This is a genomic window from Pseudomonas sp. MF06569 (genome assembly GCF_059862735.1).
The window spans coordinates 14,477-31,723 of the sequence record NZ_JCBCUZ010000009.1 but is presented as its reverse complement, the minus strand read 5'-3'; the positions used below and the strand labels follow the sequence as shown (position 1 = coordinate 31,723).

Below are 17,247 nucleotides of genomic sequence, written 5' to 3'. Positions count from 1 at the left end.
AGTCAGGCGGGCATGGTGGCATGAAATTCACCCATGGGTGTAGTCGCTGCCGCAGGCTACGATTGCATCGGTACAGTCCGTCAGATTGGTCGTTGCAGTTGTATCGCAGCCTGCGTTCCTCGGCAGCGACTACAGGCTTTTGTTGCTCAGCCCCATGCGCCGCCGTGCTCGTTGCACGGAGCCATTGCGCACGGCCCAGCGAAGGATCGGCGCCGTACTGTTCACTTCGGCCCGCACCAGCTTGCGAATCAGAGGACGCTGGTGCAGTCCCAGTTGATCGCTGGCCCAGTCAGGCAGCAAATCAATCCCGGCCTTCATCATCAGCGCGCCAAAGGGTTTGGCCAGCAGGCTGGGGGAGGGAGCATTGAGCAGCAGGCGAATCACCTCGTGGCTACGCTCATCACACAGCAATTGTGGACGGATTGCCTCGAGGTAGTCGGTCACTTGCTGGCGTGAGCGCGGAACGTTTGTAGCGCCCAGGCGTTCAGCGATCATGGCTATTTCGTCGTAGTAACGATCCTGATCTGCACCGGATAAATGGGGGTTGCGATAGCGCAAGTGGGCGGCGAGGAAATTGCTGACCTCTGCCACATGCACCCAAGTCAACAATTCGGGGTCGCTGGCGGCATAGGGGCGACCATCGAGGCCGGTGCCGGTGACTTGCAGGTGGATGGTACGCACCTTGTCGATCAGCCAGTTGGCATCACCGGTGGCACCGAAAGTGGTTCCAGAAATGAACTGCCCGGTGCGGCGTAACCGACCCAGCATGTCCTGACGAAAATTGGAGTGGTCCCACACCCCGGCCAGGGCCAGTGGGTGCAAGGCTTGCAGCATCAAGGCGCTGATGCCGCCAATCAGCATGCTGGTGAAATCACCATGTACCTGCCAACTGATGGAGTCCGGGCCAAACAGGCCGGGATCGCCCTTGGGGTTTTCGAGGTCGAGCTGGCCGAGGGAGAGCCCGGTCAGGCTCATGATCTGGCGTTCGATGGGGCGGCGGATAAGTTCCATGATGCCTTTCTCGATGGTGCCAGCCAGTCGGTGAAGACTGGCTGGCTATCAATCAACCGCGATGGCGACCGCGGAAGTAGTTGATCAGACCTTGGGTCGAAGCATCGTCGGCCGGCTCTTCCTGGCTGCCGACCAGGCGGTTGTAAACGCCCTTGCCCAGTTCCTTGCCCAGCTCGACACCCCATTGGTCGAAGGCGTTGATGCCCCAGATCACGCTTTGCACAAAGACCTTGTGCTCGTACAGCGCAACCAGCGCGCCCAGACGACGCGGGCTGATGCGTTCAACCACCAGGGTATTGCTCGGACGGTTGCCTGGAATCACCTTGTGCGGTGCGAGTTTTTGCACCTCTTCTTCGGCCATGCCTTTGTCGCGCAATTCAGTTTCGGCTTCTTCGCGGGTTTTACCCAGCATCAGAGCCTGGCTTTGCGACAGGCAGTTGGCATACAGCCACTGATGGTGATCGGCCACAGGGTTGAAACTGACGATCGGCACGATGAAATCGGCCGGGATCAGCTGGGTGCCCTGATGCAGTAACTGGTGATACGCATGCTGACCGTTGCAGCCTACGCCGCCCCAGATGACAGGACCCGTGTCGGTGGACACCGGAGTGCCGTCCTGGCGCACGCTTTTGCCGTTGGACTCCATGTCCAGCTGTTGCAAGTGTTTGGTGATGTTGCGCAGGTAGTGGTCGTACGGCAGGATCGCGTGGCTTTGTGCGCCCCAGAAATTGCCATACCAGACACCCAGTGCGGCCATCAGCACAGGCATGTTCTGTTCAAACGGAGCGGTCTGGAAGTGCTGGTCCATGGTGTAGGCACCGGACAGAAGCTCCTTGAAGTTGGACATGCCGATTGCCAGGGCAATTGGCAAGCCGATGGCCGACCACAGCGAGTAACGCCCGCCGACCCAGTCCCACATCGGGAAGATGTTCTCTTCGCGAATACCGAAGGCCACAGCGGCCGCGTTGTTGCTCGATACGGCGATAAAGTGGCGATGCAGCTCTGCTTCCGAACCGCCCTGGGCCAGGTACCAGGCCCGGGCAGCCTGAGCGTTTTTCAGGGTTTCGAGGGTGTTGAAGGATTTGGACGAAACGATAAACAGCGTGGTTTCGGCGCGCAATTTGGCGGTCAGTTCATGGAATTCACTGCCGTCGATATTTGCCAGGTAGTGGCAACGCACCCCTTTTTGGGCGTAGGACAACAGCGCTTCAGAGACCAGCTCGGGGCCCAGGAAAGAGCCACCAATGCCAATGTTGACGATATCGGTGATCGGTTTTTCGGTGTAACCACGCCACAGACCGTCGTGAATCCTGCCGACCAGCTCGGTCATCTGGTTCAGGACTTTATGCACCTCGGGCATGATGTTCACGCCGTTCACCGACAGTTTGTCGGCAACCGGGCGGCGCAGCGCGGTGTGCAAGGCTGGACGGCCTTCAGAGGCGTTGACGATTTCGCCACCAAACAGCGACTTGATCGCGCCTTTGAGATCGACCTCGTTGGCGAGATTGACCAACAGGTCGCGGGTCTCGTTGGTGATCAGGTTTTTCGAGTAGTCCAGAAACAGCCCGCAGCTGCTCAGGGTGAATTCTTCAAAACGTTTGGGGTTGCTGTTAAACGCGTCGCGCATGCTGAAATTTTGCATGTCAGCGCGGTGGAGTTTCAACGCTTGCCAAGCGGGCAGAGCGGTAACGTCATGAGGGGTGCGGTAGTACGCCATCGCTGCGGATATCCTTTTTGCTTGAACTGCCTTTGGACACTGAAAACGCCTGCACCTTTTTATTATCGAGGTGCCCGGTCGGTCTGATTCTGCACGTCAGCTAGAAGCAGGGCGATTACAGTACCTCTCTCGCCTGCTTCTGTCTTGGCTTTGTCTGACAACAAACGGTAACTTTTGTCACCGCTGTGTCACACGAGCTGAATCGTTTCAGTGTTTCTTTATGGAGTGCGGGTCATTCCGCGGGTCCGCGCAGTCGGCTCTGTCAGAGCGCGCTGTCGAGGTTTAAGTGCACGTTGTCGATTAAACGGGTGGCACCCATAAAAGCCGCGACCAAAATCACCAGGTCACGATCAGTGGCCGTGGCCGGGAGCAAAGTCTGGCCGTGACGCACTTCCAGGTAGTCGGGGCGAAAGCCGATGGCTTCGATCTGCGCCAGATGCTGGCTGACCAATGCCGGGTAATCGCGCTCACCAGCTTCAATGGCGTGAGCCATCTCGCTCAAATGACGGTACAGCGCAGGTGCCAGGGCACGCTGCTCTTCGCTCAGGTAACCATTTCGCGAAGACAGGGCCAGGCCATCTTCGGCGCGTACGGTCGGTTCACTGATGATCTGGATCGGAAAGTTGAGGTCGTTGACCATTGCACGAATGACTGCCAGCTGCTGGTAGTCCTTTTGGCCAAAGATCGCCAGATCAGGCTGAACCATATTGAACAGTTTGCTGACCACCGTGGTCACGCCATCGAAATGCCCCGGGCGACGGCTGCCGCACAGTTCATTGCTCAACTTGGCGGCAGTAACACGGGTCAGGCCCTCCATGCCGTTGGGGTACATTTCCTCGACGGTTGGGGCAAACAGCAAATGGCAACCTGCCTGCAGGAGTCTTTCCTGATCGGCCGCCAGAGTGCGCGGATAGGTGGCGAGGTCTTCGTTGGCACCAAACTGCAGCGGGTTTACAAAAATGCTGGCCACTACAAAGTCAGCCTGTTGCGCGGCGGTGGTAACCAGGGCGCCATGACCGCTGTGCAGATTGCCCATGGTCGGAACCAGGGCTATTTGTTTGCCTTCGCGGCGTGCACGGGCGATAACGGCGCGCAATTCGCGAACGGTTTTAACTGTGTTCATGCAGAGAACCCGTGTTCGGTAGCAGGAAAGCTGACGGCTTTGACTTCAGTGACGTAGGCACTCAGGGCGGACTGGATGTCAGGCTGGCCGGTCATGAAATTCTTCACAAACTTGGGCACACGACCCGTCAGCGACAGGCCGAGCATGTCGTGCAGCACCAGGACCTGTCCGTCTGTGTCACTGCCGGCACCAATGCCGATCACCGGGATTTTCACTGCGTGGGTGATTTCTGCCGCCAGTTCGCTCGGTACGCACTCAAGCAGCAGCATGGCTGCGCCTGCTTGCTCCAGGGCAATGGCGTCGGCACGCATCTGGCGCGCCTGGTTTTCGTTGCGTCCCTGAACTTTGTAACCGCCCAGTACGTTCACCGTCTGCGGGGTCAGACCCATGTGCGCGCACACAGGGATACCTCGTTCGGTCATGGCGCGAATCGATTCGGCGAGCCACACGGCGCCTTCGACTTTGACCATGTGCGCGCCGGCTTTCATCAGCAGCGCGCTGTTGTTCAGGCTTTGTTCCAGGGTCGCATTCGCCATGAAGGCCATGTCTGCGAGAATCAGGGCGTCCTGGTTACCGCGTTTGACGCAAGCCACGTGGTAAGCCATGTCGGCGGTCGTCACAGGCAATGTGCTGTCATGCCCTTGTAGAACCATGCCCAGGGAGTCGCCTACCAGTAACACTTCAACACCGGCCTGATTGCAGGCATGGGCAAAGGTGGCGTCATAGCACGTCAGCATGGTGATTTTTTCACCTTTTTGCTTAAGGCTTTGCAGGGTGGTCAGGGTAATAGCTGGCATGAAAAGGATCCTCGTCAGGCAGTGTGATAACCACTGCGAGTAACGCGTGTGATTCATCGTTATGAACAGGCACACCTTTATAGAGGGCGCTTATAAAGCCTGCTTTTCACATTGCGCCATCCAGCGGATGGCAGCGGGATGCCTATAGTCGTGACGAGCTCACAGGAAGTCAATTCCGGGTGTTACCGCAAAGGTGTTACCCGGTTATTGATTCGTTTCAGCTTAAGCGGTGATGCGCTCAAGCCCGATGAATGGGCAGTCGGCCAGCAATTGCGACAGGCTACGGCCATCGGCGAGTTTCAGGGATGCTGGCGCCACTTCAGCCAGGGGGTAGAGCACAAAAGGTCGGGCGTGCATGTGGTAGTGGGGGACTTTGAGGCGGGGTTCGTCGATCAGGCGATCGCCAAACAGCAAAATGTCGAGATCCAGGGTGCGTGGGCCCCAGCGTTCGTGGCGTTCGCGACCTTGATCTAGCTCGATGGCTTGCAGTGCGTCGAGCAGGTCCAGAGGTGGCAGCGTGCTGTCGATGGCGGCCACGGCATTGGTGTAGCGCGGCTGACCGGGTAGCAATGAATCGCTTTGATAGAACGCCGACACCCCGACGAGTCGGGAGTCAGGCAATTGCGCCAGTGCCTGGACGGCACTGCGCAATTGCTCTTCAGGGGCGGCCAAGTTGCTGCCCATTCCAATGTAGACGCGCTCCATCGCTTACTCGTCCGCTGCGGCGCTGCGTTTGCGCTTGGCACCGCTGGTGCGGCGACGTTTACGCGGTGCAGGCCCGGTGCCGTCATCCTTGGCGTTGCTCAGGTCACGAATCATGTCGCGGCGACCGCTGTCATTGGCGTCCTGATAGTCCGTCCACCACTCGCCCAGGCCATTGGTCTGCTCGCCTGCGCTTTCACGCAGCAGCAAGAAGTCGTAGCCGGCACGGAAGCGCGGGTTGTCGAGCAACATGTCGGCACGTTTGCCGCTGCGCCGTGGCAGGCGCTCCTGCATGTCCCAGATCTCGCGAATCGGCATGGTGAAACGCTTGGGAATGGCAATGCGCTGGCACTGTTCGGCGATCAGTTCGTGCGCGGCTTCCTGCATGGCAGGAATGGGCGGCATGCCTTGATCTTGCAGACGCAGTACACGGGCCGGCAGGGCAGGCCAGAGCAGGGCAGCAAACAGGAAGGCCGGAGTTACCGGTTTGCCCTGTTTGATCCGCAGATCGGTGTTGCGCAAGGCTTCGCTGATCAGGGTGTGGGTGTATGTCGGATTGTGTTCCAGTGCTTCGGCGCTGGCCGGGAACAGTGGGTCGAACAACTCGAGGTCAACCAGCATTTCGAAGGTGTCTGAAGCGTTACCCGAGAGGAACAGCTTGAGGACTTCTTCGAACAACCGTGCCGAGGGGATTTCGCGCAGCATGGGGGCCAGTTCGCGAATCGGCTCGGCGGTGTGTTTTTCGATGCCAAAGTTGAGCTTGGCGGCAAAACGCACTGCGCGCAGCATGCGCACCGGATCTTCCTGGTAGCGCTGTTGCGGGTCACCAATCAGGCGCAGCAAGCGGTTACGTATGTCGTGTACGCCATTGGCGTAGTCGAGGATGCGTTCGCTGACCGGGTCGTAGTACAGGGCGTTGATCGTGAAGTCACGACGCTGGGCGTCTTCTTCAAGGGTGCCGTAAACGTTGTCGCGCAAGATGCGCCCGCTCTCGTTACGTGAGGACTGGTTGCTGTCTTCCTCTTCGTCGTTTTGCGGGTGATTGGCACGGAAGGTTGCGACTTCAATGATTTCGCGACCAAAGTGGATATGCACCAGTTTGAAACGTCGACCGATGATTCGCGCATTGCGAAACTCGGCGCGCACTTGTTCAGGCGTGGCGCTGGTAGCGACGTCAAAGTCTTTTGGCGTGATGTTGAGCAGCATGTCGCGTACGCAACCGCCTACCAGATAGGCCTGGTAACCGGCGTTCTGCAGGCGCTCGACGATGTTGACCGCGTAGCGGCTGAACTGGGCACGTTGCAGCGAGTGTTGGCTGCTGTTGAGCACTTCAGGGGTGCTGCGCAGTTGTTGCGTACGACGCTTGGGGGAACGGAATGACTGGAACAGCTTCTTCAGCATGGGATGCACTGTTTGAAGGAATGTTCGGCCAAAACGAAGAATGACCGCATGATGGGCGGGGATTCTAGCATTTAGTCAGGGGATGGTGTAGGACGCTGAGTCGCTCTTGTGAGCGAAGCTGCAGGTAACAGGCAAAAATAGCTGCGAGAACGTTGAGGTAGAGCCGTGGGAGTTTTTTCTGAATCGCAGCAAGCACAAGGGGAGCCAAAGCTCCCCCAGAATGAATTGCATGCTCTATTTTTATTATTGATTGCGGGCTTTTTGTTTTTGTTAATCGCCCTGGTTACAGAGGTCTTGCCTGAGTAACCCTCCCAATCGGGAGATAAGAGCAAACGGATTGCTTTGGTCGCTGTGTTGATGTGATCCATGATCCAACTAGTTCAGGCTCTGCTTTAAGTGCAGTTTTTGTTGTTCTCTGCCTAGTCGTGGGGCAAGCCCCATTTACAACGCCTCTCCAAAACAATCAGTTAGCTGCGCCTCCGCCGTGTTGTTCTTGTTATGCGTGAGCCGATACGTCTTATTTTTATTGTGTGTTGCTGTGATTCTTATTGTTCTTGTACGAATACATATAGCAGGGGTCGTGCCAACTTTTGCACGGGCCAGCAAAATAAGGGTTTTTAAGTGTTTTTGCTTTTTTCAGGGCAAAAAAAAGCCGGGTCATCGTTACCTTAAGACCCGGCTTTTGTTACGTGATTTGACTGAGGTAACAGTTTTTTTACATTTAAACGTGTTACCTAGCCCTCGCTTGGCACGCCGGTTTTGCGCCGAGGAATGCCCAGGCGTTGGCGCCGCTCCCACAAGCACTTGCGGCTGACCCCCAGTTTGCGGGCCAGTTCTGTCTCGGTCATGTGGTCCTGATGCTCAAGCACGAAGTGCTGGAAGTAGTCTTCCAGTGACAGATCTTCGGTCGGATCAAGGCTGGTGTTACCGTTGACGATGCTCTGCTGCGGGGCCAGGCCGATAAAATCATCGTCTTGCAGATCGCTCAGCTCAATATCGATACCCAGCAGTTCAGCCGAAATTTCCGGGCTTTCACACAGGATCACCGCTCGCTCTACTGCGTTTTCCAGTTCACGCACGTTACCCGGCCAGGAGTAATGACTGATTGCCCGCTCGGCATCGGGGGCGAATTTCAGGTCAGTGCGGCCAATGCGGGCACTTTGGCGTGCAAGAAAAGCGTTGGCGATTTCGTTCACGTCAGCGCCACGCTCGCGCAATGCGGGCAGCTTGAGTGCGATGACGTGCAGGCGGTAGTACAAGTCTTCGCGGAACTGACCGACCTTGGCCAGGCTTTTCAGGTCGCGGTGCGTCGCGGCAATCAGGCGTACATCGACCTTTTGCGACTGCACGGAACCTACGCGGCGAATCTCGCCCTCTTGCAGCACGCGAAGCAGACGGGCTTGGGCCTCAAGCGGCAGTTCGCCGATTTCATCAAGGAACAGTGTTCCGCCGTCGGCCGCTTCAACCAGGCCTGCACGGCCAGCGCTGGCGCCGGTAAACGCGCCTTTTTCGTGGCCGAACAGTTCGGACTCGATCAGAGATTCAGGAATGGCTGCGCAGTTCACCGAAATCATCGGTGCCTTGGCACGCCGGGAAAGATTGTGCAGGGCGCGTGCAACCAGCTCTTTGCCGGTACCGGATTCACCCTGGATCAAGACATTGGAATCGGTTGGCGCGACTTTGCGGATCTTGCTGTACATGTCCAGCATGGGTGGGCAGGAGCCGATGATGCCGATTTCACCGTTGCTGTTATCCACAGCACTTTTGTCGCTGACACCCGGTTTGGCAGGGCGCTCGACAGGTGCGCTCTGGACGTTTTGCCGGTCACGCAGAATACGCGCCACCGCTTGCAGCATTTCATCGTGATCAAAGGGTTTGGCGATGTAGTCGACAGCGCCCATTTTCATCGAGTCAACAGCCGAGCGCAGGCTGGCATAGCTGGTCATGATCAGCACCGGCTTGCCTTGGCCGAGCTTGATCAGCTCGGTGCCCGGAGCGCCTGGCAGGCGCAGGTCGCTGACAATCAAGTCGAACGAGGGGATGCTGAAACGCTCCTGTGCTTCTTGCACCGAGCCGGCCTCGCTGACCTGGTACTGGTTACGCTCCAGTAAACGGCGTAACGCGGAGCGGATGATGGTTTCATCTTCGACGATCAAAATATGCGGCATTGATTCGGTTCTCTCGACGGTCTCAGTTCACAGCGGACGTCGCTTCGACATGACGCGGTAGTGTCACCCGGATACGGGTTCCGCGTTGGCTGTGAATGTCAGCCGGGCTGTCGATGGTGATTTGTCCATAATGCTCTTCAACGATGGAATAGACCAGTGCAAGGCCCAGACCGGTGCCTTCGCCAGGGTCCTTGGTGGTGAAAAACGGTTCGAACAATCGATCCATGATGTTCTTGGGGATGCCTGTGCCTTCGTCTTCCACGATGAGGTCGACGGTGTGCTCGCTGGCTTCGCTCTTGACCCTCACTGCACTCCCGGCCGGTGAGGCGTCACGGGCGTTGGAGAGCAGGTTGATCAATACTTGGGCGAGTCGTTGCGGGTCTCCGTCGACCCAATGATCAGGGTCGCAGAGGTTATAGAACTGCACCTCGAAATTGCGTCGGTTCAGGGCCAGCAGGCCAATGGCATCCTGTGCCACTTCGGCCAGACAGACGGGCTCGTCATTGTGCTGGTGGCTGCCGGCATGGGCGAAGCTCATCAAGGACTGGACGATGCGCGAGATACGTTTGGTCTGTTCAAGAATCTGGCTGCTGATTTCAGTCAGCTCGCTGTCGTCTTCGCGTTCCTCGCGCAGGTTTTGCGCCAGGCAGGCGATCCCGGTGACAGGGTTGCCGATTTCGTGAGCGACACCCGCCGCCAGGCGTCCGATGCTGGCCAGTCGCTCGGAATGCACCAGCTTGTCTTCGAGCATCTGGGTTTCTGTAAGGTCTTCGACCAGTAACACCAGGCCGCTGTTTCCTGGGGCCAGAGGTTCATCGATCGCGGCTTTGTGCAGGTTGAGCCAGCGAGTCTGGCCATCCAGGGCCAGGTGCTGCTTGTGCAAGTGTTCGTCAGGCAGGTCGATAAAGCCTTGCAACAACTCTCGCCACGGATCTCCCAGGGTGCTAAGGCGCGAACCCACCACACGCTGGGCCGGGATACCGGTCAACTCTTCCATGGCCTTGTTCCACATCAGGATCTCTTGATCCTTGGCCAGCGAACAAACGCCCATGGGCAGCTCTTGCAAGGTTTGGCGGTGATAACGGCGCAAGGCGTCGAGTTCGGCTGCCAGCCCCGTCAGGCGTGAGTGGTAGTCCTCAAGCCGGCTTTCAATGAAGTGGATGTCTTCGGTGACGTAGTTTTCGCCGCCCGACTTGTAGGGCAAAAAGGTTTCGACCATGTCCTGGGCAACGCTGGGGCCCATCAAGCCTGAAAGGTTGGCTTCGATACGGTCGCGCAAACGGCGCAAGGCGTAGGGGCGGCGCTCGTCGAACGGTAAGAACAGGTCACGCAGTGCTTGCTCGACTTCTTTTTGTGCCGCCTTGGCGCCCAACGGTTTGGCCAGCTGGGTGGCGAATTCTTGCGGTGAGGCGGCGTGCAGCTCGCGCCGTTGTGGACGGCGTACGTTGTCGACGGCGCAAGCTTCGGCGGCACTGGCCTCTTCGGGGCTGGCATTGGTGAACAGCGAAATCAGGGTGAACATCAGGACGTTGGCTGCCAGTGAGGCGATTGCCGCCATGTGCCAGCTGGTGTCGTCCAGCACATAGATCATGTTCAGCCACGGGATGTAGAACCCCTGGAAGTTGCCGATCAGCGGGAACAGCATGCTCGCCATCCACACCAGAATCCCTGCCAGCAATCCGGCAATAAAGCCGCGTCGGTTGGCGGTCGGCCAGTACAGTACCGAGAGCACGCCCGGCAGGAACTGCAAGGTCGCGACGAATGCGACGATACCGAGGTTGGCCAGATCCTGTTCGGCGCCCAGCAGCAGGTAAAAGCCATAGCCAGCCATGATGATGGCTACGATCAGTGCCCGGCGGGTCCACTTCAGCCAGCGGTAGATGTTGCCCTCGGCGGGTGGCTGATAAAGCGGCAGCACCAGATGGTTCAGGGCCATGCCGGACAGTGCCAGGGTGGTGACGATAATCAGCCCGCTAGAGGCAGACAATCCGCCGACATAGGCCAGCAACGCAAGGGGTTTGCTGTTGGCGGCGATGCCGATACCGAGGGTGAAGTACTCGGGATTGGTGGTGGCGCCCAGCTTGAGGCCAGCCCATAGAATCAGCGGCACGGCCAGGCTCATCAGCAGCAGGAACAGCGGCAGGCCCCAGCTGGCGCTGACCAGTCCGCGCGGGTTGAGGTTCTCGGTGAAGGTCATGTGATACATGTGCGGCATCACGATGGCCGAGGCGAAAAACACCAGTAGCAAGGTACGCCACGGGCCTTCTTGCAATGGCGTGTGCAGAGCGGCGAGGGCGGTCTGGTTTTGCAGCAGCCAGACTTCAAGCTGTTGCGGGCCGTCGAACACACCATAAAGCGCGTAGAGGCCCACCCCGCCAATGGCGATCAGTTTGATTACCGACTCAAAGGCGATCGCGAAGACCAAACCTTCGTGTTTTTCACGGGTGGCGATGTGCCGCGAGCCGAAGAAGATCGTAAACAGGGTAATCAGCGCACAGAAGCTCAGGGCGACGCGGTGTTGCACGGGTTCGCGTGTGAGGATGCTGATGGAGTCGGCCACGGCCTGGATCTGCAGGGCCAGCAGCGGTAACACGCCTATGAGCATGAAAATCGTGGTCAGCGCACCGGCCCATGTGCTGCGAAAACGGAAAGCGAACAAGTCAGCCAGGGATGAAAGCTGATAAGTGCGGGTAATTTTCAGGATGGGGTAGAGCAGCACGGGCGCCAGCAAAAAGGCCCCGGAAACCCCCAGGTAGCTGGATAGAAATCCATAGCCGTATTCGTAGGCCAGGCCCACGGTGCCGTAAAACGCCCAGGCACTGGCATAGACGCCCAGCGACAGTGTGTAGGTCAGCGGGTGGCGAATGATTGCGCGCGGGATCATGCCGCGTTCACTGATCCAGGCCACACCAAACAGTACCCCCAGGTAGGCGGCGCTGATCAGGATCATCTGGGTCAGGCTAAAGCTCATCGGCATCTTTTTGGCTCTGAAGAATAAAGGTCACAACGATCAGAATCAGCCAGAGCAGATAGGGCCTGTACCAGGCACCTGTTGCATCGATCCACCAATCCATGATGGCGGGAGAAAACAGGTAGATCCCGACAACCAGCAACAGGACCAATCGATAGATATACATCCCGCCCTCACTTTTACAGGCCGCATGCCCAAAAACGTGCGGCGATGGTAACGGATGGCTGGCAACCTGCAAGGGTTGTCAGCGTAATTGCGCTTCGGGGAGGGTCAGTGTGCGCGGGATTTTGGCTGCGCTCCAGTGAACGATGCCCCAATCCAGGACTTCACGCGGGGTGGCGTCGTTCAAGCATTCGTCAGGCGTCTGACCCAGGGCGCGCAAGGCGCGAAGCAGCAATGGTGTTGCCTGCTCGGGTGTCAGGGGCGGCGAGCGGTACGATTTGCCGAGCTTGTGGCCATCGGGCTGCACGATCAGCGGCACATGCAGGTAGCGCGGTTGTGACAAGCCCAGCAGCTCCTGCAGGTAGAGCTGGCGCGGTGTGGAGTCCAGCAGGTCGGCGCCACGCACGATATCAGTCACACCCTGGGCGGCGTCATCGAGCACCACGGCCAGTTGGTAGGCATACAGGCCGTCCCGGCGCCGAATCACAAAGTCCCCCACATCCCGTCCCAGATGCTGACCAAACAAGCCCTGAACCCGATCCTCAAAACGGTATTCGAGCTCGGGGACGCGTATGCGGATAGCGGCGTTTTCCATCGAGTGGCCCGCATTGCGGCACAGCCCCGGATAAATGCCGTTATAGCCTTCAAGCTGTTTGCGCGAACAGGTGCAGGCGTAAGCCAGGCCCATGCTGAACAGTCGGTTCAGCACTTGGGCGTATGCCTCGTGACGGTCGCTTTGGCGAACCAGCTCGCCGTCCCATTCAAAACCGTAGCGTTCAAGGGCATCCAGAATGGCGGCTTGTGCACCGGGCATTTCGCGGGGAGGGTCGAGGTCTTCCATGCGCAGCAGCCAGCGGCCACCCACAGAGCGGGCATCCAGATAAGAAGCGAGGGCGGCGACCAGCGAGCCAAAGTGCAGGTGGCCACTGGGCGTTGGGGCGAAGCGCCCGATGTAGGAGGGAGCAGTCATGGACGTGGGCCGGTTTTGTGTGGGAGCGGGCGTGCTCGCGATGGGGCTACCCGGTTTAGAGCGATTGGCGCGGTGATGCTATCGCGAGCAAGCCCGCTCCCACGCAGGACACAGAAAGTCCAAAAACAAAAATGGGGCGTTCGCACGCCCCATTCAGTCAAGCCAGCGATTACTTGCCGACTTGTTTTTCCTTGATTTCAGCCAAGGTCTTGCAGTCTACGCACATGTCGGCAGTAGGACGGGCCTCGAGTCGACGAATACCGATCTCGACACCACAGGATTCGCACCAGCCGTATTCCTCGTCTTCGATCAGTTGGAGAGTCTTGTCGATTTTCTTGATCAGCTTGCGCTCGCGATCGCGGGCGCGCAGTTCCAGGCTGAACTCTTCTTCCTGGCTAGCGCGGTCGGATGGGTCAGGAAAGTTTGCCGCTTCGTCTTTCATGTGATCAACGGTGCGGTCGACTTCCTGCATCAAGTCCTGTTTCCACTTTTGCAGAATCTTGGTGAAGTGCTTGCGCATGGGCTCGCCCATGTACTCTTCGCCCTTCTTTTCAACGTAGGGTTCGAAGCCGCTAAGTTGAGTATTCTGTTGCTTGGTTTGTGTGGGCATGAAATGGACCGCCTCTCATTCTTCTAATCCATTGCGCAGGATTGCAACATCACCGACACCTGCCGGCCCTGCGGCTGCAAGCGGGCGAACTTACCAGATCAAATCGGGCTGCGCTACTCCCGCATGTCTAGCCCGTTGTCAGTGGTTGTGTACAGAGCCTGTGGTGCTTGAGATTAGTACCTGAATATTAATTTTAGTCGAGCTATGACCAAAGGCTGGGTTGTTTGGTTCTATAGGCCGCTTGCCTAAGACAGTAATTAGCTCTCCCTTGTGGCACTGCTTGGGTAGAATCAGGCTTTTGCTTACCCAGGAAGGCAGGCTCATGGCTCAGTCTTACAGTGCGCGCAGCCGCGCAATCGAACCGTTCCACGTGATGGCGTTGTTGGCGCGTGCCAACGAGCTTCAGGCTGCGGGGCACGATGTGATTCACCTGGAAATCGGGGAGCCGGATTTCACCACGGCTGAGCCGATCATTGCCGCGGGGCAGGCCGCCCTGGCTGCCGGAAAAACCCGCTACACCGCAGCACGTGGTCTGCCGGAGCTGCGCGAGGCGATCTCCGGGTTCTATCAGCAGCGTTATGGATTGAACATCGATCCTTCACGGATACTTGTCACTCCAGGTGGTTCTGGCGCCTTGTTGCTTGCATCCAGCCTGCTGGTCGATCCCGGAAAACACTGGCTGCTTGCAGATCCTGGCTACCCCTGTAATCGACATTTCCTACGTCTGGTAGAGGGAGCCGCGCAATTGGTGCCGGTTGGCCCGGAGGTGCGCTACCAACTGACGGCGGATCTGGTCGAGCGCTACTGGAATCAAGACAGTGTAGGTGCGCTGGTGGCATCCCCGGCCAACCCTACCGGTACGATCTTGAACCGTGATGAGCTGGCGGCACTGTCTACGGCGATCAAGGCCCGCAACGGGCATCTGGTGGTGGATGAGATTTACCATGGCCTGACCTATGGCTGCGATGCGACGAGCGTGCTTGAAGTCGATGACAGCGCGTTTGTGCTCAATAGCTTTTCCAAGTATTTCGGCATGACCGGGTGGCGTTTGGGCTGGCTGGTGGCACCGCCTGAAGCCGTGGCTGATCTGGAGAAGCTCGCGCAGAACCTCTATATCAGCGCGCCAAGCATGGCTCAATACGCAGCCCTGGCCTGTTTTGAACCGCAGACACTGGCCATTCTGGAAGAGCGTCGGGCCGAATTCGGGCGGCGTCGTGACTTTCTGTTGCCGGCCTTGCGTGAGCTTGGCTTTGGTATTGCGGTAGAGCCAGAGGGTGCGTTTTACCTGTACGCCGATATCAGCGCGTTTGGCGGCGATGCGTTTGCATTTTGCCAGCACTTTCTTGAAACCCAGCACATAGCCTTTACGCCGGGCCTGGATTTTGGGCGCTTCAAGTCAGGGCACCACGTACGGTTTGCCTACACTCAAAGTTTGCCGCGCCTGCAGGAGGCCGTTGAGCGGATCGCCCTTGGTCTCAAGAGCTGGAAAGGCTGATGCGTTTTTCACCTGAACTGGAAGAAGGGCGGCTGATCAAGCGCTACAAGCGCTTCCTGGCGGATATCGAAACCACCACTGGCGAGTTGATGACCATCCACTGCCCGAATACGGGCTCCATGCTCAATTGCATGGTCGAAGGTGGTCAGGTCTGGTTCAGCCGCTCCAATGATCCCAAGCGCAAATTGCCGGGCACTTGGGAAATCAGCCAAACCCCGCAAGGGCGGTTGGCGTGCGTGAATACCGCGCGAGCCAATCACTTGATCGAGGAGGCGTTGTTGGCAGGGGTGATTACTGAGCTTGATGGCTTCACTGCACTCAAGCGTGAAGTCCCTTACGGCCAGGAAAAAAGCCGGATTGATTTCCGTCTGGAATACCCCCAAGGCTTTGCCTTTGTAGAGGTCAAGAGTGTGACCCTGGGTTTTGACGACTCTCGTGTCGCTGCATTTCCGGATGCTGTTACGCAGCGTGGTGCCAAGCATCTGCGCGAGCTTGCCACCCTGGCGCGTGAAGGGGTGCGTGCCGTTCAGCTGTATTGCGTCAACCTTACGGGTATCGACGCGGTGCGTCCGGCCCAGGAGATCGACCCCGGTTACGCGGCAGCGTTGCGCGAGGCGGTCGCAGCCGGAGTGCAAGTGCTGGCGTATGGCGTAAGCCTGACGCCTGATGGAGTGGTGGTTGATCGCCGACTAGACGTCATCCTCTGACACTTGTGGCGTAATCCAGATCCCTTGACTGTCTTCACGGCAGTCAAGGGCTGTCAGAAACTGCCCGGCGCAAGGCCCGGCAACGCATTCACCGCTTTCGATCAGAAACAGTGCCGAGTGAGTCGCGCACTGGATCAGGCTGGCGCTTGAGTCGAGAAACTGATCCGGTTGCCATTCCAGTGTTACCCCGCGATGGGGGCAGCGGTTTTTGTAGGCATATACCTGGCCTTCACGACGAATGACGAGCAGGCTCAGCTCATCCAGCTCGAAGCCACGGCTGGCGCCTTCGCTTAGTGCCTGTGAGGGGCATAAAAACTTCATGGCAATCCTTAATAGCAGCCAAACGGCTGTGTGGTTGACGTGTTTCAGCGTGGGTTAAGAGGTTGACGTGCAAATGCAAACAATTATCAAATGGCGGCTTGCTCTGCGATGTGCTGTTTTCACGGCGTGACAATCCCCTTGTCCCGTTGAGCCCTCTTTTTCAAGGAATGCCCCTGTATGCGCCTGAGTACCCGCCTGATTTCGCTCTGTGCAGGCCTTATGATCAGTCATGCCAGCCTGGCTGGCGAGTTGCCACAACGCTGGGTCAGCGCGGGTGGAGCGCTTTCGGAGTGGGTAAGCGCGCTGGGCGCGGAGTCTAAATTGGTTGGGGTCGATACCACCAGCCAACATCCTGAATCACTCAAGTCGCTGCCCAGCATCGGTTATCAGCGCCAGCTTTCGGCAGAAGGGATCCTGAGCCTGAAACCGGATGTCCTGATCGGCACTGACGAGATGGGACCGCCGCCGGTTTTGGCGCAGATTCGCGGTGCAGGTGTCCCGGTAGAGATGTTTTCGGCCAAGGCCGATCTTGCAAGCCTTGAAGCCACCTTGAAGCATTTGGGGCGACTGCTGGGTAACGAGGCGCAAGCGGGGCAACTGTTCAATGACTACCAGCAACAACTTGTTCGTCATCAGCAGCAGGTAAAGGCGGCACAAGCCGATCACAAGAAGCCTGGGGTGCTGTTGTTATTGGGGCACGCGGGGGGCAAGCCGCTGATTGCCGGCAAGGATACGGCGGCAGACTGGCTGCTGACTCAAGCTGGCGGACATAACCTGGCCACCCACACCGGCTACAAGCCGTTTTCTGTGGAGGCGCTGGCAGGGCTCAATCCTGAAGTTTTGGTGTTTGCGGATCGCAGTTTGACAGGTGAGGCGGCTCGCACGGCACTGTTCAAGGAAAACCCGGTATTGGCGTCTATCCGTGCGGCTAAAAATGGCCGCGTGTACGAGCTGGACCCAACACTGCTGGTGGGTGGACTGGGGCCACGATTGCCAGCCAGCTTGAAGCAACTGACAGCAGACTTTTATCCCGCGGCCCCGGCTAACCCATGAGGACCCTGGTTAAACCCCGATCATTGTTTATTGGCCTGA

15 protein-coding genes are annotated in these 17,247 nt (G+C 58.1%); 3 read left to right on the top strand and 12 right to left on the bottom strand.

Annotated elements, in window-relative coordinates:
- Positions 1–129: 129 nt before the first annotated feature.
- The 11 genes from AC19YQ_RS11115 to dksA form a co-directional block, all read right to left on the bottom strand.
- A complete protein-coding gene (locus AC19YQ_RS11115; protein WP_219262444.1) occupies positions 130–1,011 on the bottom strand; it encodes an oxygenase MpaB family protein in 882 nt (293 codons plus the stop codon).
- A gap of 52 nt (positions 1,012–1,063) precedes the next feature.
- Positions 1,064–2,728: a glucose-6-phosphate isomerase gene (pgi, locus tag AC19YQ_RS11110; protein ID WP_133078294.1), complete on the bottom strand. Its 1,665-nt coding sequence runs from the start codon at positions 2,726–2,728 to the stop codon at positions 1,064–1,066.
- Between the two features lie 262 nt (positions 2,729–2,990).
- Positions 2,991–3,851, bottom strand: a complete 861-nt coding sequence (gene panC / locus AC19YQ_RS11105; RefSeq protein WP_133078293.1) for a pantoate--beta-alanine ligase — start codon at positions 3,849–3,851, stop codon at positions 2,991–2,993.
- Complete coding sequence (gene panB / locus AC19YQ_RS11100) at positions 3,848–4,648, bottom strand: 3-methyl-2-oxobutanoate hydroxymethyltransferase (RefSeq protein ID WP_133078292.1); 801 nt, start codon at positions 4,646–4,648, stop codon at positions 3,848–3,850. Before panB ends, panC begins: the two co-directional genes overlap by 4 nt.
- A 222-nt stretch (positions 4,649–4,870) precedes the next feature.
- Positions 4,871–5,353 carry a 2-amino-4-hydroxy-6-hydroxymethyldihydropteridine diphosphokinase gene (gene folK, locus AC19YQ_RS11095; RefSeq protein ID WP_133078291.1) on the bottom strand — a complete coding sequence of 161 codons (483 nt, stop codon included), beginning with the start codon at positions 5,351–5,353 and terminating at the stop codon, positions 4,871–4,873.
- Positions 5,354–5,356: 3 nt separating this feature from the next.
- Positions 5,357–6,751 carry a polynucleotide adenylyltransferase PcnB gene (locus tag AC19YQ_RS11090; protein ID WP_133078290.1) on the bottom strand — a complete coding sequence of 465 codons (1,395 nt, stop codon included), beginning with the start codon at positions 6,749–6,751 and terminating at the stop codon, positions 5,357–5,359.
- Between the two features lie 734 nt (positions 6,752–7,485).
- The gene (locus AC19YQ_RS11085; protein WP_133078288.1) at positions 7,486–8,919 is read right to left on the bottom strand and encodes a sigma-54-dependent transcriptional regulator; all 1,434 of its coding nucleotides are present in this window, start codon (positions 8,917–8,919) and stop codon (positions 7,486–7,488) included.
- Positions 8,920–8,941: 22 nt separating this feature from the next.
- Positions 8,942–11,896 (bottom strand): sensor histidine kinase, encoded by a 2,955-nt coding sequence (locus AC19YQ_RS11080; RefSeq protein ID WP_219262445.1) that lies wholly within the window; start codon positions 11,894–11,896, stop codon positions 8,942–8,944.
- The gene (locus AC19YQ_RS11075) at positions 11,880–12,056 is read right to left on the bottom strand and encodes a hypothetical protein (protein ID WP_003176118.1); all 177 of its coding nucleotides are present in this window, start codon (positions 12,054–12,056) and stop codon (positions 11,880–11,882) included. Before AC19YQ_RS11075 ends, AC19YQ_RS11080 begins: the two co-directional genes overlap by 17 nt.
- 78 nt (positions 12,057–12,134) lie before the next feature.
- The gene (gluQRS, locus tag AC19YQ_RS11070) at positions 12,135–13,022 is read right to left on the bottom strand and encodes a tRNA glutamyl-Q(34) synthetase GluQRS (protein ID WP_326397337.1); all 888 of its coding nucleotides are present in this window, start codon (positions 13,020–13,022) and stop codon (positions 12,135–12,137) included.
- Between the two features lie 169 nt (positions 13,023–13,191).
- Positions 13,192–13,632: an RNA polymerase-binding protein DksA gene (gene dksA / locus AC19YQ_RS11065; protein ID WP_133078285.1), complete on the bottom strand. Its 441-nt coding sequence runs from the start codon at positions 13,630–13,632 to the stop codon at positions 13,192–13,194.
- Between the two features lie 322 nt (positions 13,633–13,954).
- Between dksA and AC19YQ_RS11060 the strand changes: the two genes are divergently transcribed.
- Together AC19YQ_RS11060 and sfsA are read left to right on the top strand one after the other, a co-directional pair.
- Positions 13,955–15,127 (top strand): pyridoxal phosphate-dependent aminotransferase, encoded by a 1,173-nt coding sequence (locus AC19YQ_RS11060; RefSeq protein ID WP_133078284.1) that lies wholly within the window; start codon positions 13,955–13,957, stop codon positions 15,125–15,127.
- Positions 15,127–15,834 (top strand): DNA/RNA nuclease SfsA, encoded by a 708-nt coding sequence (gene sfsA / locus AC19YQ_RS11055; protein ID WP_133078283.1) that lies wholly within the window; start codon positions 15,127–15,129, stop codon positions 15,832–15,834. Before AC19YQ_RS11060 ends, sfsA begins: the two co-directional genes overlap by 1 nt.
- On the opposite strand, the gene AC19YQ_RS11050 is transcribed toward sfsA, so the two are convergent.
- Entirely contained in the window at positions 15,817–16,155 is a 339-nt protein-coding gene (locus tag AC19YQ_RS11050; protein ID WP_133078282.1) for a Rieske (2Fe-2S) protein, read from the bottom strand. The genes sfsA and AC19YQ_RS11050 overlap by 18 nt on opposite strands.
- Before the next feature lie 177 nt (positions 16,156–16,332).
- Between AC19YQ_RS11050 and AC19YQ_RS11045 the strand changes: the two genes are divergently transcribed.
- Positions 16,333–17,208, top strand: coding sequence for a heme/hemin ABC transporter substrate-binding protein (locus AC19YQ_RS11045; protein ID WP_133078281.1), 876 nt, complete (start codon positions 16,333–16,335; stop codon positions 17,206–17,208).
- Positions 17,209–17,247: the final 39 nt, after the last annotated feature.

Bases quoted from the DNA above. Each gene is read 5' to 3' on its own strand.
- AC19YQ_RS11115 (WP_219262444.1), bottom strand. From the start codon at position 1,011: ATGGAACTTATCCGCCGCCCCATCGAACGCCAGATCATGAGCCTGACC.
- pgi (WP_133078294.1), bottom strand. From the start codon at position 2,728: ATGGCGTACTACCGCACCCCTCATGACGTTACCGCTCTGCCCGCTTGG.
- panC (WP_133078293.1), bottom strand. From the start codon at position 3,851: ATGAACACAGTTAAAACCGTTCGCGAATTGCGCGCCGTTATCGCCCGT.
- panB (WP_133078292.1), bottom strand. From the start codon at position 4,648: ATGCCAGCTATTACCCTGACCACCCTGCAAAGCCTTAAGCAAAAAGGT.
- folK (WP_133078291.1), bottom strand. From the start codon at position 5,353: ATGGAGCGCGTCTACATTGGAATGGGCAGCAACTTGGCCGCCCCTGAA.
- AC19YQ_RS11090 (WP_133078290.1), bottom strand. From the start codon at position 6,751: ATGCTGAAGAAGCTGTTCCAGTCATTCCGTTCCCCCAAGCGTCGTACG.
- AC19YQ_RS11085 (WP_133078288.1), bottom strand. From the start codon at position 8,919: ATGCCGCATATTTTGATCGTCGAAGATGAAACCATCATCCGCTCCGCG.
- AC19YQ_RS11080 (WP_219262445.1), bottom strand. From the start codon at position 11,896: ATGCCGATGAGCTTTAGCCTGACCCAGATGATCCTGATCAGCGCCGCC.
- AC19YQ_RS11075 (WP_003176118.1), bottom strand. From the start codon at position 12,056: ATGTATATCTATCGATTGGTCCTGTTGCTGGTTGTCGGGATCTACCTG.
- gluQRS (WP_326397337.1), bottom strand. From the start codon at position 13,022: ATGACTGCTCCCTCCTACATCGGGCGCTTCGCCCCAACGCCCAGTGGC.
- dksA (WP_133078285.1), bottom strand. From the start codon at position 13,632: ATGCCCACACAAACCAAGCAACAGAATACTCAACTTAGCGGCTTCGAA.
- AC19YQ_RS11060 (WP_133078284.1), top strand. From the start codon at position 13,955: ATGGCTCAGTCTTACAGTGCGCGCAGCCGCGCAATCGAACCGTTCCAC.
- sfsA (WP_133078283.1), top strand. From the start codon at position 15,127: ATGCGTTTTTCACCTGAACTGGAAGAAGGGCGGCTGATCAAGCGCTAC.
- AC19YQ_RS11050 (WP_133078282.1), bottom strand. From the start codon at position 16,155: ATGAAGTTTTTATGCCCCTCACAGGCACTAAGCGAAGGCGCCAGCCGT.
- AC19YQ_RS11045 (WP_133078281.1), top strand. From the start codon at position 16,333: ATGCGCCTGAGTACCCGCCTGATTTCGCTCTGTGCAGGCCTTATGATC.